The organism is Candidatus Abyssobacteria bacterium SURF_5, from assembly GCA_003598085.1.
Taxonomy (GTDB): domain Bacteria; phylum Abyssobacteria; class SURF-5; order SURF-5; family SURF-5; genus SURF-5.
This window is the reverse complement of record QZKU01000089.1, coordinates 1-21,360: the sequence shown is the minus strand read 5'-3', so window position 1 is coordinate 21,360 and position 21,360 is coordinate 1. Positions and strand designations below refer to the sequence as shown.

General features: G+C 55.5%; 15 protein-coding genes and 1 tRNA gene. 6 read left to right on the top strand and 10 right to left on the bottom strand.

The features are described from left to right. The first annotated feature begins 84 nt into the window (after positions 1–84). Positions 85–172 (top strand) — tRNA-Leu (locus tag C4520_12875). A gap of 120 nt (positions 173–292) precedes the next feature. Here C4520_12875 and C4520_12870 read toward each other — a convergent pair. The 9 genes from C4520_12870 to C4520_12830 all read right to left on the bottom strand — a co-directional run bounded on the left by C4520_12870 (position 293) and on the right by C4520_12830 (position 10,997). Beyond that, positions 293–502, bottom strand: a complete 210-nt coding sequence (locus C4520_12870) for a hypothetical protein (GenBank protein RJP19468.1) — start codon at positions 500–502, stop codon at positions 293–295. 16 nt (positions 503–518) lie between these two features. Next, positions 519–1,967: a nitrite/sulfite reductase gene (locus C4520_12865; protein RJP19467.1), complete on the bottom strand. Its 1,449-nt coding sequence runs from the start codon at positions 1,965–1,967 to the stop codon at positions 519–521. A gap of 2 nt (positions 1,968–1,969) precedes the next feature. Further along, complete coding sequence (locus C4520_12860) at positions 1,970–2,704, bottom strand: phosphoadenylyl-sulfate reductase (protein ID RJP19466.1); 735 nt, start codon at positions 2,702–2,704, stop codon at positions 1,970–1,972. Between the two features lie 118 nt (positions 2,705–2,822). Beyond that, on the bottom strand, positions 2,823–3,272 hold the full coding sequence (locus tag C4520_12855; protein ID RJP19465.1) for an Rrf2 family transcriptional regulator: 450 nt from the start codon (positions 3,270–3,272) through the stop codon (positions 2,823–2,825). 110 nt (positions 3,273–3,382) lie between these two features. Beyond that, complete coding sequence (locus C4520_12850) at positions 3,383–3,670, bottom strand: MoaD/ThiS family protein (protein RJP19464.1); 288 nt, start codon at positions 3,668–3,670, stop codon at positions 3,383–3,385. A gap of 5 nt (positions 3,671–3,675) precedes the next feature. Next, positions 3,676–5,409 (bottom strand): aldehyde ferredoxin oxidoreductase, encoded by a 1,734-nt coding sequence (locus C4520_12845; protein ID RJP19463.1) that lies wholly within the window; start codon positions 5,407–5,409, stop codon positions 3,676–3,678. Positions 5,410–5,638: 229 nt separating this feature from the next. Next, positions 5,639–8,473, bottom strand: coding sequence for a PAS domain S-box protein (locus C4520_12840; protein RJP19462.1), 2,835 nt, complete (start codon positions 8,471–8,473; stop codon positions 5,639–5,641). Positions 8,474–8,709: 236 nt separating this feature from the next. Next, the gene (locus C4520_12835; protein RJP19461.1) at positions 8,710–9,663 is read right to left on the bottom strand and encodes a hypothetical protein; all 954 of its coding nucleotides are present in this window, start codon (positions 9,661–9,663) and stop codon (positions 8,710–8,712) included. A 146-nt stretch (positions 9,664–9,809) separates the two neighbouring features. Further along, complete coding sequence (locus C4520_12830; GenBank protein RJP19460.1) at positions 9,810–10,997, bottom strand: aminotransferase class V-fold PLP-dependent enzyme; 1,188 nt, start codon at positions 10,995–10,997, stop codon at positions 9,810–9,812. A gap of 353 nt (positions 10,998–11,350) precedes the next feature. Between C4520_12830 and C4520_12825 the strand changes: the two genes are divergently transcribed. The 5 genes from C4520_12825 to C4520_12805 all read left to right on the top strand — a co-directional run bounded on the left by C4520_12825 (position 11,351) and on the right by C4520_12805 (position 17,912). Continuing rightward, a complete protein-coding gene (locus C4520_12825; GenBank protein RJP19459.1) occupies positions 11,351–13,798 on the top strand; it encodes a hypothetical protein in 2,448 nt (815 codons plus the stop codon). Between the two features lie 175 nt (positions 13,799–13,973). Next, complete coding sequence (locus C4520_12820) at positions 13,974–14,474, top strand: hypothetical protein (protein ID RJP19458.1); 501 nt, start codon at positions 13,974–13,976, stop codon at positions 14,472–14,474. Between the two features lie 38 nt (positions 14,475–14,512). Continuing rightward, positions 14,513–15,529 (top strand): D-cysteine desulfhydrase family protein, encoded by a 1,017-nt coding sequence (locus C4520_12815; protein RJP19457.1) that lies wholly within the window; start codon positions 14,513–14,515, stop codon positions 15,527–15,529. Positions 15,530–15,853: 324 nt separating this feature from the next. After that, positions 15,854–17,029: a sulfate transporter gene (locus C4520_12810; protein RJP19477.1), complete on the top strand. Its 1,176-nt coding sequence runs from the start codon at positions 15,854–15,856 to the stop codon at positions 17,027–17,029. 88 nt (positions 17,030–17,117) lie between these two features. Next, positions 17,118–17,912 (top strand): SDR family oxidoreductase, encoded by a 795-nt coding sequence (locus tag C4520_12805; GenBank protein RJP19456.1) that lies wholly within the window; start codon positions 17,118–17,120, stop codon positions 17,910–17,912. 125 nt (positions 17,913–18,037) lie between these two features. Here the strand turns inward: C4520_12805 and C4520_12800 are convergent, their stop codons facing one another. After that, on the bottom strand, positions 18,038–21,139 hold the full coding sequence (locus C4520_12800; GenBank protein ID RJP19455.1) for a hypothetical protein: 3,102 nt from the start codon (positions 21,137–21,139) through the stop codon (positions 18,038–18,040). Positions 21,140–21,360 lie beyond the last annotated feature (221 nt).

Here is a 21,360-nt window from a genome sequence, read left to right as displayed (position 1 = left end):
CACCTGACGAAGTCTCCTACGATTATATCAGAAGGCGCATTGATTGACATTTTTCCACGGGATGGTATAATAATAATGCACTAAGCGGGGGTGGTGGAATAGGCAGACACACCAGCTTGAGGGGCTGACGGGATATGATCCCGTGGGGGTTCAAGTCCCCCTCCCCGCACCGAATAATAGATTTTTGGATGTAATAAAGGCCGTTCGAACTGGTTCGGGCGGCCTTGTTGCTTTCCAGGAACGGGCGGGTTTAAAACCCGCCCCTACGGAGCGAAAAACACGACTGGATCTGTTAGGAGAACCAGTGCTCGATCAGAACTGTCGCAGGCGGGTAGTGGGGCGCGATGAAGCGCGCCTTTACGGAGCGAAGAATACCACTGGATCTGTCCATCGAACAGAGAACCTGTCCTCGATGAGAACTGTTGCAGGCGCGCAATTTGTTGCGTCTGCGGGCGCGATGAAGCGCGTCTTTACAAAGATTGAGGCCGCCGGTCAGATTCATCCTCCCCGATAATCATTCAGCGACGAACGGAAGGAGACCGCAGGGGGAGATTATTCGAATGAAGAAGATTCGCCAAAGCCTCCGTCAGCCGATCCGACTCTTGCCTGATATAGCGCCCGAAGCTGATGCCTGTTCCTGCCGCCTGATATTCTCCGAGCAGCCACGCAATTGCGTCGGCGGCGCGATCATTTGGAACGGCCGGGGCCAGGGGAACGGCAAGGTCGGCCGTGCGCCCGCTGCCGCCGCCGGCAACCAACCTGTAGCATTCAGTGCGTGCGCCATTGAGACTTTTCACGCGGCCGATCAGGCCGATATCGGCGACAGCGGCATGGCTGCAGTTGTTCGGGCAGCCGGAAATCTTCACACAAATTCCTTCAGGAACCTTTACTTTTTCGGAAACCGCCTGAGCTATATTGCGGCAACCGGTCATCCCGCGACTGCACAGAGAGCTGCCGGGGCAACTGATGACGCTGGGCAGGTTTTCCATCCGCTGCAACTCGACCGGCAGTTGAACCGCTCTCTTCGTCACGAGCCACACTCCGTGCTCAAGATCGATCCGAAATTCACCCTGCGCCTGCTCGACGGCGTCGGCCAATTTTGCCGCGTGATCCGGCAAGAGATCGCCGTGCGGGATGCGGAGTCGGGTGACCTGTGAAAAGCCATTCCGATCGGGCAAAACAATCGGCCTGGCGATTGCCGAAACTTTCAGCGCGTGTCGAAATTCGTCATGAAACTGTTCGAGGAAAGCCTCGTCACCGAGTCGCTCGCGCGCATGGCGCAGGCGTGCCGCATGCCGTTTCTTCCGATCTCCCAACCGGTAAAAGAGTCGGGCCGCCGCCGTCGCTGCCGCCACAACTTCTATGCCGAGGAGGCGTGATGACAGCACCATCCCTGTGCGCGGCGGCGACCCTATTGACCCTGCCCCCAATAAAGAATAAGTCCCATCAGAATGCAGCACAAAAGCAAGGTCATTTACAAAAGGCGCTGCGCAGGCTTTTTCGCAGGCGGAAAAACTGATCTTGAACTTGCGGGGAAGGTTTTGAATGAAAGGAAGCGCCTCCAGAGCCTCTCTTACGGCGTCGGCAACAGGCGCGATATCTCCGCTTTCGGGGCAGATACCGGCGCCGGGACAGAGGGTGATGTTGCGCACGCTGTCGCCGCACGCGCCGATGCAGCTCAGGCCCGCGGTTTTGATTTTCTTCTGTACGGCTCGGATGTCTTCGATCCTGACACCATGAAACTCGATGTCCTGTCGGGTAGTCAGGTGGAGAGGATATTCGGGCGTGAAGCGGCGGGAAATCTCCGCCAGCGCTCGCAGCTGCGCGGGCGAAAGGCGGCCTGATCGCGTTTTTGCCCGCTGCATGTACAGCCCCTCCTGCCGCTGGGGATAGATTCCCCACAGGCGGGGAGATTGGCCGTCATGGGATGCGTCAGCGAAAAAAGAAAGGCGCTCTTCTCGATTCATTTTCAGTGGCCGCCCCTGTACAATGCGTCGATGTTTTCCTTCAGCGGCCTGGTATGGATACCGCACTCGCCGCCGCACTTGCTGGTGCCGACCCAGCGGCCGGCTCGCTCATTTTCTCCCGTTGCAATCCTCGTGCAGGGAGCGCAGCCGAGAGAGCGGTAGCCTTGCTTGTAAAGTGGGTTTACGCGCACGTTGAACAGTGCGATGTACTGCCAAACTTCGAGTTCTTTCCAGACCAGGATCGGGTTCAGCTTGATCAGGTCCTCATCACGCCGCTCGATTTCACGAAAATCGGTACGAGTGCGCCCTTCCGTGCATCGCAGGCCGGTGACCCAACACTCTACTTTCATCTCCTCGATAGCCTGGCGCGTCGGCGCAACCTTCAGGATGTCGCAGCATTGATCGGGATTGGTTCTATAAAGTTCGTCGGCGATAGGCTCGTCATTTTTGTAGACGCGAAGTTCCGGATGCCGGGCAACCTCCTCGCGCATGAACTGTTTGGTTTCGGCCGGCTTGAAACGTGTGGTCACAATAAAACCGCGAATGTCTGGTGAAACCTTCTTTACGAGGTGCCAGACAACCACCGAATCCTTCCCCAGACTGTTGGCAACAACCATTCGGTCGCCGAATTGCTCGTACGCCTCGCGGAGGAGTCCGAGCGACCGGTCGACTTTCTGCGCGAAATTCAGTTCTTCCACAAGGCAACGGACGTCGTTTCCATTACTGGGACTGTTCATAGATTCCTCCTCCTGCCACCCCTTCCGGTCTCCTCACTATCTCGATTGACGTAGTCAAGATATGGGGCAAAAAAACACTTCACCTCCAAAAAAAGTACCGACTCCGCTACTTCCGGCCTCAGATGCTATAATCCAGCACCCGTTTCTTCTGCCGCAGTTCCTCCTGTTCCACCAAATCCTGGAATGAGGTCGTATCATACACCTCCGCCAAGGCCTCCTTGGCCTTTTCCCACATTGGCAGAAAAGCGCACTCCCCGTGTAAGGGACATTGATCGGATGAGCTGCCTGTGATGCATTGCACAGGCGAGAGCGGCCCTTCGATGAACCGGATGATCTCGCCCACGGTGAGGGCCGATGCACTCCGGGTGAGTATGTAGCCGCCCGCGCTGCCGCGCCTGGAATCGACGAACCCGCCTTGTTTGAGCTGGTTGAGAATCACTTCGAGGAACCGGGTCGGTATGGCCTGCGTCCGGGCGATATCGGATATTTTTACTGGTCCTTCGCCCTGTTGCTTGGCCAGTTCGAAAACTGCACGTAATGCATACTGACATTTTTGGGATATGGACATCGTCTCTCCTGAGCCATCTCGACTAAGTCAATCGGAATTATAGCACAATGATCCGATGCTGTCAAGAAGTTCTTTAAAGAAATTTCTCCTCATTTCGGATGCGGGGTTGATCATATTATACCACAGACAGAGTGTTCGGTCGCTCCCCCGCCTACGGGCGGAAAGATTCCCACGTGGTCTCCTTCCCGCAGGACGTACTCGGGCGGCTGCATAGTAGAATTGACGAAGGCTGTTTTGACCTCGTCGTCGGGAATACCGAGCCGCTCAAAAAGTTGGAGCAAGCGGGTTCCTGCCGGGATTTCGAGCCGGAGCGGTTGATGCATGATGGGGACGCCGGCATATTTTGCGAGAATAGCGTATAGCTTGACGAAAACGGTGATATTTTGCTCTTCCTGCATAATCTCTAGAAATTAAACACCGAGTCCAGATCGCGGGCCGCCACATTGAAGACCAGGTTATGCGGCGGGAGCGGCTCTGTTTCGAAGAACATCGGGAGGCGGTCGTCTTCGGGCGCAAAGCCGGCCCTCTTGTTGAAGTCGCGTTCCAAATTCAGGACGGCTTTCCCTAAAGAGGTGATATTATCCGGTCCAAGGCTCAACCCATATTGGGCGTTGATCATTTGGTAGATCGCCTGGAAAGCGGCTGGATCATCGAGTACCGGAAAAGCGACGAAGAGGCAAAGCCCGGTGCTGTCGATGGCTGCCGTCGCGATTTGGAGGTTTCGCGACAATTCGACCTGACCTTCCACCCGCAACGGGTCCACTCTGCCGCCTGCGCCCAGAACGTTTGCGGTTATCGAATAGCCGGCAGTATGGTCGGCGCCCATCGGCGAGGTGGCGTAGGTGACGCCGATTCCTTTGATGGCGCGCGGATCGTATGCGGGCAGGGCCTGGCGCTTAACGACCGGGACGTGCGCGACGCCGAAAACCTGTCCGGTGACGGCGGCGCCGCTTCCCAAGGTGCGTCCGAGCGGTGTTCCCTTTCCAACTTCATCGCGCATCAGTTTTATTGCGCCTTTGCCGTCGCCGAACCGCAGGAAGCCCGATTGCATGAGCACGCCGAGCGCGGCTCCCATTTCGATGGAGTCGAGCCCGATATCGTCATAGAGCCGGTCGAGACGCGCGATCACGTCGAGATCATTAATTCCGCAATTGGGTCCGTTCGCCCACACGGTCTCGTATTCCGGTCCTTTGGTGAGATACTTCTTGTTCTTGTCCATGTATATGCGAGAGCATCGGATGACGCATCCGCGGTGGCATGCGTGAGTGGCCACGCCTCCGCGTGCGAGGATAATCTCGCGCTGGAACTCGCCGCTCACTCTCGATGCGTCCTCGAATTGACCGGCGCTGAAATTACGTGTTGGAAGCCCGCCGGACTCATTGATGACATTGGTCAGAATGTTCGTGCCGTAGGTAGGCAGGCCTGTGCCGGTGATAGGGTGCCTGCGCAAGGCATCGGCGAATGTTTTGGCCGCTTGTCTGAAGGCTTCCACGTTTTTTATGGCCGGAGCCGGCGCGCCGCGGTCGTCGACGATAATCGCCTTTACTCCTTTCGATCCCATAACGGCGCCGAGGCCGCCCCTTCCTGCGTGCCGGGTGGGTCGGTTTTCGAGGTCGGTCACGGCCACGCTGGCGGCTGAAAGCAAGCATTCGCCGGCCGGGCCGATCGTGATATATGAAACTTTCTCGCCGTATTCTTTTGAAAGGATTTCTATGGTTTTGTAGTTCCCTTTTTTCCTGAGATTTTTCGCCGGCAGGAGTTCGGCTTTATTTTTCGCTATGAGAAGATTCCATAGCGCATGAGGGGGCGCCTGCCCCTCGATCACGATAGCCGCGATACTCAATCGCGCCAATTTCTGCGCGGCGGTTCCGCCGGCGTTGGATTCCTTGATGCCGCCGGTGAGCGGGCTCTTCGCTCCGACCGACAGCCTGCCCGAACACGGCGCAGTCGTTCCCGAAAGCAGGCCGGGCGCAATGACGAGCTTGTTTTCCGGTCCAAGCGGATGGCACAGCGGCGGCACCTCGAGAGCGACGATCTTGGATGTGAGCGCCCGTCCACCCAGGCCAACATACTCGGCTGGAATCGATTCCAGTTTGACTGACTGCGAGGACATGTTGACGCGGAGAATCTTATCCATCGGGAACGACCTCCTTTCGAGCGGGGCGGGTTATAGCGGCATCATTGGTTGGGGCAATTATGACACAAACCGATTAACCGATTCAAGGCGGTCGCGGAGTGAGACCGCCTATACCGTCTATCAGGGTTAGGCAGATGCGGACGGATCACCACGAGGATTCAACAGCGGCAGTATACAAGCAGGAAGACACGGGCGGAGGAAGATGACGATTGCGAGGGTGATGATGCCCTCACGTGGCCGGCAGAATGATTTCGGCCGTTGTCCCATTGCCCTCTTTGCTCGTTATCCGCAATTCTCCGTGATGGGCCTCTATAATTTTCTTGCAGAAGGCGAGCCCCAGTCCTGTTCCTCTGACTTTCGTGGTGAAGAAGGGTTCGAATATCTTCTTGATATCGTGTTCTTTGATTCCGTGGCCGGTATCCGAGACAGACAGGCTGAATATGCCGGCGTTGTCATTGTAGCTTGACTGAATGGTCATGGTGCCGCCGTCGGGCATGGCGTCGGCGGAATTGGATATGAGATTAGCCAGGACCTGCACGAATTTCATCCGGTCAACCCGGAGTTCCTCTTGGGGCCGGTCCAGCTTTATGCTGAGCGATATATTAGGCAGTTTGTTGTGCAACAGGCTAATGGCCTGTTCCACCAGGTCCTCGATGCGGACCGGAGCGGGATCGAGTTTGATGGGCCTTGAATAATTCAGCAGATCGCCGATAATGCCGTTCAACGAATCGACGCCGAAGGCGATTTCATCGAGGATTTCCAGTTCAGTCGAATCCTGTCCCAGGTCGCTCTTCAGGGTCTCGACTCCCATGCCGATCTTCTGTAAAGGATTGCGCACCTCGTGGGCGACGACGGAGACCATGCGGCCGATTGCGGCGAGGGTTTCCGCCTGTTGCAGCTCGACTACTTTCTCCCTTACCTTCTGCTCGAGGTGCTCAGAAAGTTCTCGAAAGCGCGTTTCGCTCTCGCGAAGGGCGATCTCGGCTCGCTTGCGGGCGGAGACATCGCGCACCGCGGCAACGGCGCCGACGATGCGTCCGTCGCGCCGCCGTAACGGAGTGGAGCTGCCCTCGCGGTATCTCAGCAGTCCGGTCAGCGGATCGCGCACGATCTCTTCAAAATTACGGACGGTTTCGCCTCGCAAAGACCGCAGAAGCGGAGCGTCTTCAGTGGGACGCGGATGTCCCCCCTCAGCATCCAAGATCTCAACCGTCTGCAGCCATTGGTGAAGCGGCTGATTCACGTCTTCCGGCGTAAAGCCTCCCTTTTCGGCGGCCACATTCAGGAGAGTGACATTCCCTTTTGTGTCACAGAACCAAACTTCGTCGCTTACGGTATTGAGCAGGGTCATCAGCCGGTCGCGTTCCTCTTCGGCCTCTTTGCGCAGGCGCTCGCGCTCGGCTTCGAACTGTTTGCGCTCGCTGATATCGGTCACCAGTGCAAAAAAGCCTTGCACGTTGCCTTCCCCATCAATGTGCGGGACATATCTGCCCTCGACGGGTTTCTGCAATCCGCCTTCAAATTCGAAAACGACCTCGAATCGAACGGGTTGGCCGGAAAGAACCTTTTCGACATATGGCGCCACTTTCCGATATGACGCTTCTCCCAGGACTTCCCTCATATGTTTGCCGGCAAGTTCAGCCTGTGGTTGCTTGAACCATTCCCCGTACAACTTGTTGTTAAACAGGAATCGCCGATCCGCATCGACATATCCAATGAGCGCGGGAAGAGAGTCGGTCACCAGCCGCAGTTTCTCCTCGCTGATTCGAATGGCCTCTTCGGCTTCCCTGCGCGCCGTCGTCACCTGGAAATAGACGCTGATCCCATCCTTGAACGGATATACCCGGACGTCGTACCAGTTGGTGAGCGGTTCGACGCCGAAATATGTTTCAAACGAAAGCGCCACTTTATGTTTCAGTGCGTATGTGTATTTCTCTTCGAAAACAGAGCCTCTGGCTTCCGGGAACGCGTCGAACAGAGGCCGGCCCACAACAATTTCAGCTTTGCGGCCAACCAGATGTTCCGCCGCCTGGTTGAAGTATGTAACGACCATCTGGTTATCGAGTGTGAAGAAGCCGTCGCTGATGCTGCTGAGAATGTTATTCAGTTGTTCGTTTGTCTCACGCAATTTTTCTTCGTCGCACTCGTGCTCGACTATCGCCTGCTGAAGTTTCGCGTTTGCCTCGGCCAGTTCCGTCGTTCGTTCGCCGACCATCTGCTCGAGGCGCTCATGATACAGCTTCAGTTCCTCTTCGGCTCGTTTTTCATCCGTTATGTCCTCGACAAGAAGCATGAGGTGGAGGGAGGTTCCCTCTTTATCTCGAAGCAAGCGAGCCCAGAACCGGACCCAGATCATTGCGCCGTCTTTACGGACGAAGCGTTTGTCGATCTGGTACTGGTCGATTTCTCCCGCGGCAAGTGCGTCTCTTTGGACGGCGTCCGCCAACAGGTCGTCGCTGTGCGTGACGTCCATAACGGTGAGCGAGAGCATTTCGTCGGCCGAGTATCCCAGCATTTGGCAGAACGCCTTATTCACCATCCGGAACCGGTAATCGAAGCCTGCCATGCCGGCAGGGAGCGGGGACTCATCGAACAGTTGGCGGAAATACGCTTCGCTATTTCGCAGTTCCTCTTCCATCCGAACGTGCTTTGTCACATCCACGGCGCGGAACAGTAGGCCGGTCGTCTCGCCGGAAGTCGCTTTCACCGGCTGGAGCGTCCAGTCCCAATACGAAACTCCTCGTTCCGGGTTATTGGCATAGATAAACGGTTTTGCGTAAGCTGAATAGGGTTCGCCGGTTTCGACAACCCTGCGAAAGATCGCCTCGTTCTCATCATTGGGGTACAAGTCGAAATGATTTTTTCCTGGAAAGAAATTCGGGTCGCGCTTATCCGCGTCGGCATATGCCTTATTGACATGAATGAAATTGAACTGCGGGTCCATGTACGCGAGAAGCACGTCGGACCCATTGGCAGATTGATCCATCTTCTCCAACACGTGTTTCTTGTCTTTGTCTGTTTTTTTCATAATGGTTATTTGGCCCAACACCGACGGCAGCCGCAATCGTCGATCGCCCAATGCCGCGAAAACTAAAGGGTTACGAGATAGTTTTAGATTATGCAACGGGGAAGGTACTATGGACAAGAGGGAATTTATATAAAATCTGCTTCTCCTTCGCGGGATCAGGCGTTTTCAGCAATAGCTTCCAACGAAATTGTAAACTAAACACTAAACAGTTGTCAAGGAGAAAATGGCTTGACAAGGCTTTTAACGGGCTGTCGTGTCGGGACCGCCGGAAGTCATTCGGCACCGTGCGGGAGTTTTTCCTTTTCCAATTCCGCGCGCTCGTCACTTGACAGGTGGCTGAGGTATTGTTCGGCGATATTGAGGCCGAATTCCTCGCTGTATGCGTCGAGCAGGCGCTGAGTGATCGGGCCGGGCACCCTCTTCCAGAGATGGCGCATGTTGATTTGGGAGACAGGCATCATGCGGTAGCTCGTCCCGGTGCGGAAAGCCTCATCGGCGTTGTAGACGTCATAAAGCTGGAAATCTTTCTCGACGGCGGGAATCTTCAACTTCGCGCACAATTCGAGGACGACCTGCCGGCTGACGCCCGGCAGAACGTTTCGCGTGGTGGGCGTGATGACCGTTCCTTTCCTGACGATGAAGAAGCTGGCGTCGGTGAGTTCGGCGACGTTGCCATGGATATCGAGAAGCAAAGTTGCGGCTTCGGGATCGATGCGCCTGGTCTCGCGCTCTGCGATGTGCATGAACAGGCGAGCGTCATACTTGATTTTCGGGTCCATACACTGGGGCGGCACATGCCGGATGGATGATACGATTACGTGGATGCCGAGCCTGAAGAACTTCGCGTACAATCGAAACGGAAGATGTACGAACATGACCATGACGTTGGGGCCTCCGCCGAGGAGGCTGCCCGACGAGATGCGGGGAATGAGCCACGCGTCGTCGTTATTGGCCAGCAGATGCCTGTTTCGATCGAGCAGTTCGTTAAGAATCCGCTTCATATCGTCTGGGGAGATGTCCGGATCGATTGCCGCCGCCCTGCATGAGCAAAAGAGGCGCTCGACGTGCTCATCGATGCGATAGATGCGTGCCCCGTTCACCGTGCGCAATGTATCGTACACGCTGTCGCCATGAAGGGCGGAATCGAGGACCGAAATTTTCGCCTGGCTCATGGGGAGGAATTCGCCGTTTACGTAAAAGGTGTATTGACCTGGTTTGTCGCTCATATGCCTGTCCTTCCTATTGACGGAAGAGTAATTGTAAGGGGGATCTTCATCATTAAATGCCGTGATCGAACCTGTACGAGGCCGAAACAGAATCCACGGGTGCAGGCTGGATTAGAAAGCTTCGAACGGGTTCACCTTTCGAGGGATCATCCTTCAGCGTGTGAACCGATTATCTCTTTTACCGCTTGCACCAGCTTATCGAGCTCGGTTTTCGTATTAAACCAGTTTACCGAAAATCTGATATACGAGGGCGGCGGGGTGAAACGCGCCACGACATTCCGCTGAAGCAGGGCATGAAATACGTCTTCGCAATTTCCGCCTTTGATCGCGATTGAAACCAGTCCTGCGGACTTATTCCACTGAAGCGGCGTGACGACGGAGACTTTTTTTATCTGTGAGAGGCGTCCCTTTAAGTATTCGGTGTTAAGGCGAATCGCCTTCTCGATGTTGTTGATTCCGAAATCCTCGAGGAAATCAAGCGCCTTCAGCCATCCGGCGACAAGGGCCGCGTTGAAATCGGCGTACTCGAATTTCTTGACGGTTCGGTGATAGCTCACATTTCCTTCGCGGTCGAATTTTTTCGCCGACTCATTTCCGGCAAAACAGATTTTGAGGCGAGGAAGCCTGTCGGCTCGGACGTAGAGGCCGCCCACGGCGTCGGGTCCCAGCATCCATTTATGTCCGGGGAATGCATAGTAATGACAGCCGGACTCATGCAGGTCTATAGGGAACACGCCGACCGACTGCGCGCCGTCTATCAGGAGTTCGGCTCCGCACTCGGCGGCCGCAGCGGAAAGCTCTTTCAACGGCAGGCGCAATCCGGTATTGAAGCTGACGTGGCTTGCCACGACAAGGCGCGTGCGGCTGTCGATTGCGCGCATGACGGCGCGAACAGGGTGGCGAGCAGAGGTAAGATCGACAATCTCGACATCGACTCCATACCTGTCGCGAAGATTATAGAGAGGGACGAGGCAGGCGCCGTGCTCGATGTTCGTGGTGACGATTTTCCAGCCGGGCTGCCAGTCGATGCCGCCGAGAACGATATTGATGCCCTCGGTCGTGCTGCGCGTGAGCGCGATCTCGCGCGGGTGCGCCCGGAAAAATTTTGCGAGCCGCTGACGCAGCCGCTTGATGTTCCTGCTCGTCTGTTTATAGATATGATGCGAGACCCCTTCACTTGCCAGCCACTCGAGCACGCGCTTCTGTTCGTTCACAACGGAGATCGGCGAGGGGCCGGACCAACCCGTGTTGAAGAACAGTTTTTTTTCGACCACCGGCAACTCTGCCCGCACTCGTTGCACTTCGAGAGGTAAAGGATATTTGTTTGCGTTAATTGTTCACACCCTCCAGTATCTGCTTCAATGGATTGCGCAATTGTAGCAACAGGCCTCATAAGGCGTCAAGCGGCGCAATAAGGATGAGCGAGACGCAGGCATGCCGGTATTTACACGCCGGCAATATTCCTCTATAATGAAAAGAGCATCCTGCAAGAAATTTTCTGCATCCGCAGTGCGATTGTTGCAAAAAGGTTCAAAAAACGGTTTTCACGCTTTTTGCTCTTCTTTTGGATGTCCTTGTTCGTAAAGAAGTTGAGGACAAAAAAGTTGGCTGGCACTGATATTGCTCTTGTTGCCGCTGTACTTTTCACTTCTTGAAAGCAAATTCTCTGGGAAAATGGTGACGGCACATGATACCTCTTCTGCGTGGTTTGCGACGACAGCTTGTGAAGTTATCTTCAACGCGTATCGATGCGCTTGTTGATTTTCTCGAAAAGGAGACCGCAGCCAGCGGAATCCAGGAGCGAGTGGCTCCGTTCGCCCCTCAGAAACCGATAGATATCGAGGCGGTGTTACATCAGACGATGATGCGCCTGCGAGAGGAGCTTCCGCCTGCGACGGATTTGGCGAGAGTGGAGGCTGAAGTACGGGATATTCTCCCGACTTACAACAGAGAGACGCATGCGAAATTCAGATTGATCGCCTATTTTCTACTCGACCTGATTTTCGATCTTTCCGGCTGCACCAGTTTTTTTACGGAGAAGCCGTCGGACAAAGCGAATCTCGACTTGTTGCCGCCGGGTAATTCGATCAGCAAAGTGATAGCTGCGAATCATTCTTCCAATATTGATGACATCCTTGTTGGCGATCTTGCGGATTCGTTCAGGCTTGGATTAGGACATTTCGCCGCAGGCGCGAACCTGATGTTCCTCCCCGAGGTCGAGCGGATCATGAAGGAACTGAACGTTATCAAGGTGAAGCGGTCGTTCAAGGACGAAGAGTTCGGGAATCTGTACAAGGTGATTCTCGAGAAGACATGCGAGGTACTGACGGACTGTGGAGAGGATTTCATCATTTTTCCTGAAGCGAACAACCGCCAGGGCGCGCGCAGCCGAAACGGGACACTGCGTCTGCCGGAACGGCTGAAAGTGGTTGATGGAATTCTTGATTCCGCCAAGGATGCGATTGTGATTCCGATTGCAGTCTCATTTTCGCGCGTACCGGAGTACTACAAGCTTGTGCACGGCAAGGGTACGTACAACTTCCTTCGCCACCGTCGCCGATCATTTCGTTTAAGTCGCGACCGTGCGAATGGGAACAATCCGTTTGCCATGCTCTCACACAACCTGCTGGTGAGCTATCGTGATATCTATGGCCGCGCCTGCGCCGCCGTCGGCGAGCCGTTCTCGATCAAGAAATTTCTTTCGGACCGGAAGGATGTTTCCAATCCTGCCCGGCTGGTGGCTGAGGAAAGCATTCGCCGAATAGCAAAGGTCAAGAAGGTTATGCCGAGCCATGTTGTGGCTGAGGCTATCGAGGCCGGCGATCGAATATCGATTCCCCACCTCACGCAGCAGATTCAGGCGGAGATAGAGAAGATCATCAATTATCATCAGAACACCTTTGGTTCTGAGCCCAATTTCTCCTATGAGTTCGAGATGGGTCCGCGCGCCGTTATGGAGGTTGGGCTGAGAGATTTGGAGTTGATGGGAATCATCAGCCGCGGGCGCGTGTTCTTCAACTCGAGGGTATCGGTCAACGACCGGCCCGCGCTTGCCTACTACGGCAACATGAGCGACCACCGCCTCTACTCGCCCGACTATGACGACAAGGTATGCGTAATCGGGGCGGGCCAGTGGGGCTACACCATTGCCTACGTTATCGGAAACAAATTTCTGGAGGACCAGGCCTACCGCCGTCACAGCGTAGTCATCTACGATACACGCGAGGAGATCACTGAAGCGCTCAAAGAACGGGGCGTGCATCCGAACTTCTTCCCCGGCATGCTTGCGCCCAAGATCGTATATCCGAAATTCTCGTATCGGGACGCCATTACCGACTCGAAAGCAATTATTGTGGCCACGCCCTCGAGCGAATTTGAGAAAGTGATCGAGCGGGTCTGCAAGTATGCCACGCGCGATCTCGACCTTGTCATTGCCACCAAGGGTTTTTCTCACCAGACGGCCGACTTGCTGCCGGTAGTGGCCAGGCAGATAATCGACCGTTCCCGAATCGATCACGAAATACATATCGCGGTGATCTCTGGCGCCAATATCGCATCCGAGGTTATCCGCGGCGAGATGTGCTCGACACAGATCGCCGGCTCGAAGCCGGAGCGGACCGCCAAGCTCAAGCAGATGCTCGAGAACAAACGCTTTGTCGTCCACGTTTCGACCGATCCGATCGGCACCTCTCTTGCGGGCGCGGCGAAAAATCCGTATGCGTCGATCTATGCGGCGGCCAAATCTTTCGGTATGGGCGAGAATTATCTGGGCGAATATCTGATGGCGGCCACAAACGAGATCATGCGTCTCGGCCTTGTTCTGGGGGCGGATGCGAGAACCTTCACCGAAAGCCATGCCTGGTGGCCCGACCTGCATGCCACCTCGATGGCGGGACGTTCGAGCAAATTTGGCAGCCTGCTCGGAGAAAAAAGGCATGGCCGCAAGACGTATCAGACTTTCGTCGAGAAAAATCAGACCATCGAAACGTTCCATTCTATTGCCAGTCTCTATCGCCTTGCGAATCGGGTCGGCGTCAAGATGCCCATTATTGAACTCGGGTACCAGGTCATTCATGAAGATGCCGAGCTGACAAAGGCCAAATTCGAGCAGGCGCTTCTTTCCCAACCCCATTAGGATCCCGGTTCGCTCGTCCTGTATGCTTCGAACAAAGGTTCGGAGCGTCTCTCTATGTTTGCTGATACTGCCGCCCTATGCTAGAATTCCGGAGGGATGCTGCTTTTCGATATCGTGAAGAGCGTCTCGCTTAGCGCCAAAAAGCGGTTGTCGCGACGGCAATGGCACGAGGAGGATGAGCATGAAGATCGATTTTTCGGATGACGAAATAAGAATCTTCGATTTTGACGAATTGGAGGCGTATCGCATAGCGCGCAAGATGGAGGAGGACGGGATCTACTATTATTCCCGAATGCTCGATGAGATCCTCAAGCCGAAGATTCTCGATGTTCTCCAGATGCTGATTCGAGACGAGCGCGCCCACCTGAATCTTTTCAGTGAGAAGGTAGAAGAACTGGCAAGGCAGTATGGAGTCACAGATGAAGGAGAAACACTTGCCGACATCGCTGATTCCAAGGTGTTTGACATTTTGAAAGACCCCGAGCGGGTCGCCGATATCCTGTGCACTCCCCAGGAAGCGGTTCGCCTCGCGATTGAGGTGGAAAAACGATCGATCATGTTCTATAATCAGATTCTCGCGAACACGCAAAACAAGACGGGAAGAGCCGCGCTTCACAGTCTGATCAGCGAGGAGCAGGATCATGTGAAGAGGCTCGAATCCCTTCTGCGAAAGTAACTACCCTTAAAAGCGATCCGTGAGACAGGAGAAGATTGATGAAGTTGAATCATATACCCCGCGTCCCGCTTGCGTTTCTGCCCACTCCGCTCGAGTTCTTGCCCAACCTCACGAAGCACCTCGGCGGACCGCAGATCTGGATGAAGCGCGACGACATGACCGGCCTCGCGACGGGCGGCAATAAGGCGCGAAAACTCGAGTTCCTGCTCGCTGACGCGATCCAAAACAAAGCTGACACGCTTTTGACGTTTGGGGCGGTGCAGTCCAACCACTGTCGTATGACTGCTGCCGCCGCCTGCAAATACAACCTCAAGAGCTTCCTCATTCTTTCCGGCAGCCGCGCGGACGCGCTCACCGGCAATCTCCTGCTCGACGAGATCATGGGCTGCGAATATTTATTTTTGCCCGATTTTACCAACGAGTCTAACATGGAGAGCATGCAACTTGCGATTTTTGATAAAGTCCAAGAGCTGAATGAGCAAGGGCGCAGCGTTTACATGATCCCTCCCGGCGGCTCCACTCCGCTCGGGGACGTCGGTTATTTTTTGGCTGCAATCGAGATGTTCGATCAGGCGCGCGAGATGGGGCTGAGGATCGATCACATCTTTGTTGCAATGGGCAGCAGCGGCACTCAGGCGGGACTATTGGCGGGGGTGAAATACCTGGATATGCCGGCGACCGTTCATGGCGTCGCTGTGAGCAAGAAGGGTTCGCTCGCCGCGCTCGGGTTGCCGCCGATCGAGACGATCGTCAACCAGATCGGGGACCTCCTTGATGTGCAGCTCAATGCGAAGTCCGGAGAAGTCACCGTCCATTACGACTATTATGGGGAGACCTACGGGAAATCGACTCCCGCTTGCATTGAAGCGATCAAGTTGCTGGCGCGGCTTGAGGGGGTTTTCCTTGATCCTGTCTATACCGGCAAGACCATGGCGGGCATGCTCGACCTGGTCCGCAAAGGCACCTTCCGAAAAGACGAGAACCTGGTCTTTATTCATACGGGCGGGTATCCCGGCATCTTTCCTCACGGAGAAAGCTTTCGCGAGCGGGTTTAAGAGCAAGAGTACAAAGACCCCCCAAAAGGATGAATGAGCATGGGATCGGCGATAAGTGTCGAGTGCCTCAGTTGGACGCGTAATGGGCAAACGCAGTGATATTTCCGCCGATTTCCATTCGCAGCCTTGTCCATAGCGATTATTTTCAGCATGGTTTGAGGTTTTCCCTGCCTTCGTGCCCTCGTTGTATTTTCGCAAAAAATGTGCTAGCCTAAAATTCGAGATTGTTTCCCGCAGTAGTAATAATACGCCCGCTTAAAGGATGTTCTCGTGCAAACTAACGACCTGAAATCCGCATCCCATGCGCCCGGGGAGGAGACCCCTCTGAAGCCGGCGGCGGAGACGGTAGAGATTCCGTGGACCAGCCGGGCGAGGCTGGGGAAGAACCGCTACGACCATATTGAGCTAGCCGGCGCGTTTGGAGACCTGGGGACGCTGATTCCTTTTGTGGTCGGCTACATCGCCGTGATGGACATCGACCCGCTGGGTATCCTCTTCATGTTCGGAATTTCACTGATCGCCGCAGGCCTGTACTATAAGACGCCGATACCGGTACAGCCGATGAAAGCGATAGGAGGCGCGGCAATCGCCTCCGGCGGCGGCATCAGCGCGGGCATGATTTGCGGCGCCGGATTGTTCACCGGCATATTCTGGTTTCTGGCGGGAACGACAAGGTTTATCAATGTCGTTACAAAACTTGCGACAAAGCCCATAATCCGCGGAATTGTGTTGGGGCTGGGGCTTTCTTTCATAACCGAGGGCGTTCGTATGATGCGGGTGACCCCATGGCTGGCGATAGTCGGCCTGATTGTGACCTATCTCCTCCTGACATATCCGAAGGTTCCGGCAATGTTCGCGCTGCTTCTGCTCGGCATAATCGGCGCGTTCCAATTGGATCAATCCCTTACTGACGCGATAGCGACACTGCGCCCCGATTTTCGGTGGCCTGAATTCACGCTGGCTCGAACCACCTGGAAAGAGATGGTGGCGGGCACCTTCATATTGGCTATTCCTCAGATTCCTCTTACCATCGGCAATGCAGTCATCGCGATCCGCGCGGAGAACAACGAACTCTTTCCGGATCGACCGGTGACGGATCGTTTAATGGCGGTCTCGCAGGGCGTGATGAATCTGGTGTCGGCTCCTTTCGGCGGGATCCCGATGTGTCATGGAGCCGGCGGAATGGCGGGGCACGTAAGATTCGGCGCCCGTACCGGTGGCTCATTGGTGATGTTGGGATGCATCCTCCTCGTGCTCGGCCTGTTCTTCAGCCAGTCCATCGGCTTGCTTTTCCAGGCGTTTCCGAAAGCCATCCTGGGCGTCATCCTGTTTTTCGCCGGAACCGAGCTGGCCATTACAACAAGAGATATCGGAAACAAGAAAGAGGATGTCTATGTAATGCTTGTGGTGGCCGGCATTGCCATGTGGAATATGGGGATTGCCTTTCTTGCCGGAATAATTCTGTATCAGCTCCTGCATCGGCAGTGGGTGCGATTGTAATTGTTACCTCCATTCCTTCATTAACCGTTAAAGAGCGGCTGGGAGTCGGCCGATATCTTTTCAGAAATTGATTGGTAAGGAGAGGGTAATGAGAGACGGGCGATTATCGGGCAAGGTTGCGATAATAACGGGTGCGGCAAGCGGAATCGGCAAAGCTACAGCTTTGTTATTCGCGCGCGAAGGCGCAAAAGTGGTGCTTGCCGACGTGAACGAAGAGGACCTGAATGCGGTCGCGGATCAGATAAAGAATCAGGGCGGAGCCGCAATAGTGCAAAGGACGAACGTGGCGGTGGAAGAGGAAGTGAAGAACCTGATCGAACTCGCCCTGAACACGTATTCGCAGGTGGATATCCTGTGCAACAATGCCGGGATATCAAGCGGTTATCGGAGCGTTGAAGATGAAGAGGCAGAGGACTGGCACCGGGTTTTCGGCGTGAATTTGATGGGCGCCGTTTACGCCACAAAGCATGTTGCCCGTCACATGCAGCAGCGCAGGTCGGGCTCCATTGTAAATACTGCTTCCGTCGCTGGCATCCGCTCGGGCGCAGGCGGAAACGCCTACAGCGCCTCAAAAGCCGCATTGATCAACTTTACCCAAACGTCAGCCTGCGACCTCGGCGGATATAATGTGCGAGTGAATGCGGTATGTCCCGGCCTCATCGAGACGGGCATGACGCAGCCAATATTCGATTACGCGCGCACGACGGGGAAGGAAGCCAAACTCGGCTACCGGTGCGAGCTGAGGCGCTACGGCAGGCCGGAAGAAGTCGCAGCGGCCATTCTGTTCCTCGTCAGCGATGAAGCCAGTTACATTACCGGCCAGGCGATGCCGGTAGACGGCGGTAACACCGCTTCCTTGAACCTGCCTGGAATGAAAGTGTAGGGTATTTCCTCTAGAACTTGGTGGCCGGGGGCGCTGCGCTTTCTTTTCACGATAGCGCGCTCCGAAAACGAGCAGGCCGGACATCGAGTAAGATGCCCGGCCTGTGGTGGCAGTTAGAGCGTTCGTTACGGTCGCTTAAACGAGCTCACGTCTCCTCCCAAATCCTCAATCGAATCGATCAGCAACTGGGCGATATAGTTTGTATTATGCGCCCACGCTCCCGGTTCTTTTACCCAGATCTGGAAGTTATGCGCCGCTTTCATCAAGGCTCCATCCCATGCGGTGTACTTGGAGTCCTCACCGGCATCGCGCACGCCGTTTCCGTTCGTGTCGATGAAGAAATACGGATGCGCGTGTTCGTCATAGACAATCGGAGAGCCGAGTGTCGTCGCAGCATAGGTTTGAATCTCCGCGTACAGAGCGTTCCCAAGAGTGGCAATTTCATCTATCAATCTCTCGGTGTTGTTGGTGTCGCCGTCATAATCCGTCGCCCTGAGCGTTCTGATATCCTCCACCGTCGCGACAGGACCATGGCAGCCGGTACATTCGGTGGTGAGGACCACGTGGAACGTATGCTTCTCCGGCGCCAGTTCATGGCAGAAATTGCACTGCGCGGAGTTGGGGCTGAAATGGTCAAACATCTCGACGTAGCTCTTGCCATCATACTGGTATCCGATTATCGCGTCGGAACCGTATTGAATGGCGCCGGCGGGCAGGTAATGAACGTTCTTGAACGAGAAGCTGCCGGCCCCGATAGCGGCATCTATAGTTGATTTCGATTCGCGCCCCTGGTGGCAAACGATGCACAGAAACGAGTCATCGGGGGTTGCGGGATTATTGGTGATGGTCACGCCGCTTTTGAAGGTGACGGAAGGAACGAATTTACGGGGGGCCGAGCCGGCGAAATCCGTGCCGGTATGACATGTTTCGCAGGTCAGCCCGTACGAGACCGGCAGCGCCGCCGGCGAGTCGACACCATTCTGGATATAGTAATCGAACCCAGCGGCCGGCGCGTGACACCGCGTGCAGGACGCCGAGACCTCACCATCGCCGTCCCAATGCCGGAACGCTTCAGAGGCTGCGTTGAAATGGCCTTCGTCGTTACGAGTCAATCCGGCGGCGACGGTGGGATCGAGCGAGTTGATGCCGTCGTACAGCAGCTCGATCACGTACTTGGCGTTGTGAGCCGAGCAACCCGGGTCTTTCAACGTGTACTGCATGTTATAAGCGGCCTTCAGCAGGCGCGGAGTCCACGTGGTGTATTTGCCCTCGCCCGCATCGGCTACCCCATTGCCGTTGAGGTCGTCAAAGAAATAGGGGTAACTGCTTCCGTCGTACGCGATCGGGTTTGCGCCCGGAACGGTTGCGGGATATGCCTGAATGGCGGCATACAGGAGAGTGCGCAGACCTTCGATCTCGCTGCTGATGCCTTCGGTAACGTTGCCGTTGCCATTGTAATCGACGGTGGAACCGGCCATGCGGATATTGAACATATCGGCAGGATCCACAACGCCGGCGTGGCACTGCCCGCAGACCTCCACCTTTGGCTCAAGCGCGTGAGTATCGTGGCAATCGTTGCACGCGCTATAGGCGGCGACGTGCGGGAAATAGCCGTCATACGACATGCCGTCGTATTCATATCCGCCGAGCGCTTCTGTCCCGTAGCGGGTGGCGCCGGCGGCGAAATAGTGGACATTGACGAAGCTCAATGTCGCATCGATAGTATCCTCGGGCTTCCCTGTTGTTTTCGCATCGACGGAGACTTTCGATTCACGCCCCTGGTGGCACTGCATACACAGGTTTGTGGTGTTGTCGCCGCTGTCGATCACTTCCCCGCTGGGGAAAGTTACCTGCACGGCGAGTCTTTGTGATGAGAAATTGGGAATGGCATCGTGGCAGGTCGAACACAGGAAACCGTTAGCCAGAGCCTGTGTCGCCACGGTACCGGTCTCCAGATATTCCGCAAGTCCGGTCGCCGAGTGGCACCTGCTGCACGAACTGGAGACTTCGCCGTCGCCGTCCCAATGGCGGAAAGCTTCTTCCGATCCGGCGAAGTGGCCGGCATCGATACGATGGGCGCTCGAGAGGTCGATCTGGCTTGCAGGCGCGAGCGCGGAATTAATATCTTCAATAGAATCGTACAGAAGCTCGACAATGTATTTTCCATTGTGCGCGTAGCTGCCCGGATCTTTTACAACATAATGGTGGTTGTAGGCTGCCCGAACGAGGCGCGCTGTCCATGAGGCATACTTCGCTTCCCCTTCATCGACAACACCGTTGCCGTTGGTATCCCCAAAGAAATAGGGGTAAGCATTAGGATCATAAATGATATCCGCTCCGGCCACCTCGCTCGCATATGCCTGAATGGCCGCATACAGCATACTCTGCAAAGTCTCTATCTCTCGAGCCATGCCTTCAGTGATGTTCCCGTCACCATCATAGTCTCTGGTGGAACCGAGCATCCGGATATTCACGAGATCAGCCGCAGTAGCCGCGCCGGTATGGCATGGCTGACAGCTCTGAACTTCCACCTCCAGGCTATGAGGATTATGGCAGTCGATGCAGGTATCGAATCCTTCCACATGAGCGAATTTGACATCATATGATTTGCCGGTGTATTGATACGCACCCATTGCCGTACCGCCATATAAGGTGGCTGCGGCAGGGAAATAATGGACATTCTTAAAACTCAAGGAAGCGCTGACTGTGTCATCGTCCGGCGGGGCGGCGGCCGCGATGGCGGCGTCAACGCTCACCGTCGATTCCCTTCCCTGATGACACTCCATACAGAAAGCTTCGCGTTGAAGTCCGGTGACCTCCGCGCCTGATGGAAAGATCACCGAGTTCCAATGATCGATTTCACTGTTGTGGCAGAGATCACAGGTGAATGCGTTGTTTGCGGCGGGATCAATGGCGACGGCAAAATCAACAACCCGCACCGTAGAGCCGTCGACACCGAGGAAGTCCTGGAAACCGGCAGTGTTATGGCATTTTGCGCAAGTCACCGGAACCTCTGGAGGGTCCTCTTCGTCCCAATGGACGAAAGCTTCAGCCATGGCGTCGGCATGGCCGGAAACCAGGAAGTCCGCTTCCTGATCAAGCACATGTCCTGTGTCGCCGCCACCACCCCCGCCGCCACCGCCACCACCGCTGCAGGCAGAGGTCAGCACGACAGGACAGAGAATCAGGAGGACAATAGCCAGCAAAGAGGTCTTCTTGATTATCATAACCGAATACTCCTTTTTATTTTCAGCTTATTCATGGTCATCCTCTTGGATGGCAGATGGTGCATTCATGTCCCGGATTGGGATGCGGCGGGCGTCCGGGCACTCCGCCGGGGTGGCATGCGGCGCAGTCGAATCCGCTGAACGGCGGGTGCGGCGATGCCGGCGCGGTCGGATGCGGCGCCTCTTTGTGGCATGCGCTGCAGGGCGCCGAGCTGATCGGG

Bases quoted from the DNA above. Each gene is read 5' to 3' on its own strand.
- C4520_12870 (RJP19468.1), bottom strand. From the start codon at position 502: ATGAATCTGACCGGCGGCCTCAATCTTTGTAAAGACGCGCTTCATCGC.
- C4520_12865 (RJP19467.1), bottom strand. From the start codon at position 1,967: ATGAATCGAGAAGAGCGCCTTTCTTTTTTCGCTGACGCATCCCATGAC.
- C4520_12860 (RJP19466.1), bottom strand. From the start codon at position 2,704: ATGAACAGTCCCAGTAATGGAAACGACGTCCGTTGCCTTGTGGAAGAA.
- C4520_12855 (RJP19465.1), bottom strand. From the start codon at position 3,272: ATGTCCATATCCCAAAAATGTCAGTATGCATTACGTGCAGTTTTCGAA.
- C4520_12850 (RJP19464.1), bottom strand. From the start codon at position 3,670: ATGCAGGAAGAGCAAAATATCACCGTTTTCGTCAAGCTATACGCTATT.
- C4520_12845 (RJP19463.1), bottom strand. From the start codon at position 5,409: ATGGATAAGATTCTCCGCGTCAACATGTCCTCGCAGTCAGTCAAACTG.
- C4520_12835 (RJP19461.1), bottom strand. From the start codon at position 9,663: ATGAGCGACAAACCAGGTCAATACACCTTTTACGTAAACGGCGAATTC.
- C4520_12825 (RJP19459.1), top strand. From the start codon at position 11,351: ATGATACCTCTTCTGCGTGGTTTGCGACGACAGCTTGTGAAGTTATCT.
- C4520_12820 (RJP19458.1), top strand. From the start codon at position 13,974: ATGAGCATGAAGATCGATTTTTCGGATGACGAAATAAGAATCTTCGAT.
- C4520_12815 (RJP19457.1), top strand. From the start codon at position 14,513: ATGAAGTTGAATCATATACCCCGCGTCCCGCTTGCGTTTCTGCCCACT.
- C4520_12805 (RJP19456.1), top strand. From the start codon at position 17,118: ATGAGAGACGGGCGATTATCGGGCAAGGTTGCGATAATAACGGGTGCG.
- C4520_12800 (RJP19455.1), bottom strand. From the start codon at position 21,139: ATGATAATCAAGAAGACCTCTTTGCTGGCTATTGTCCTCCTGATTCTC.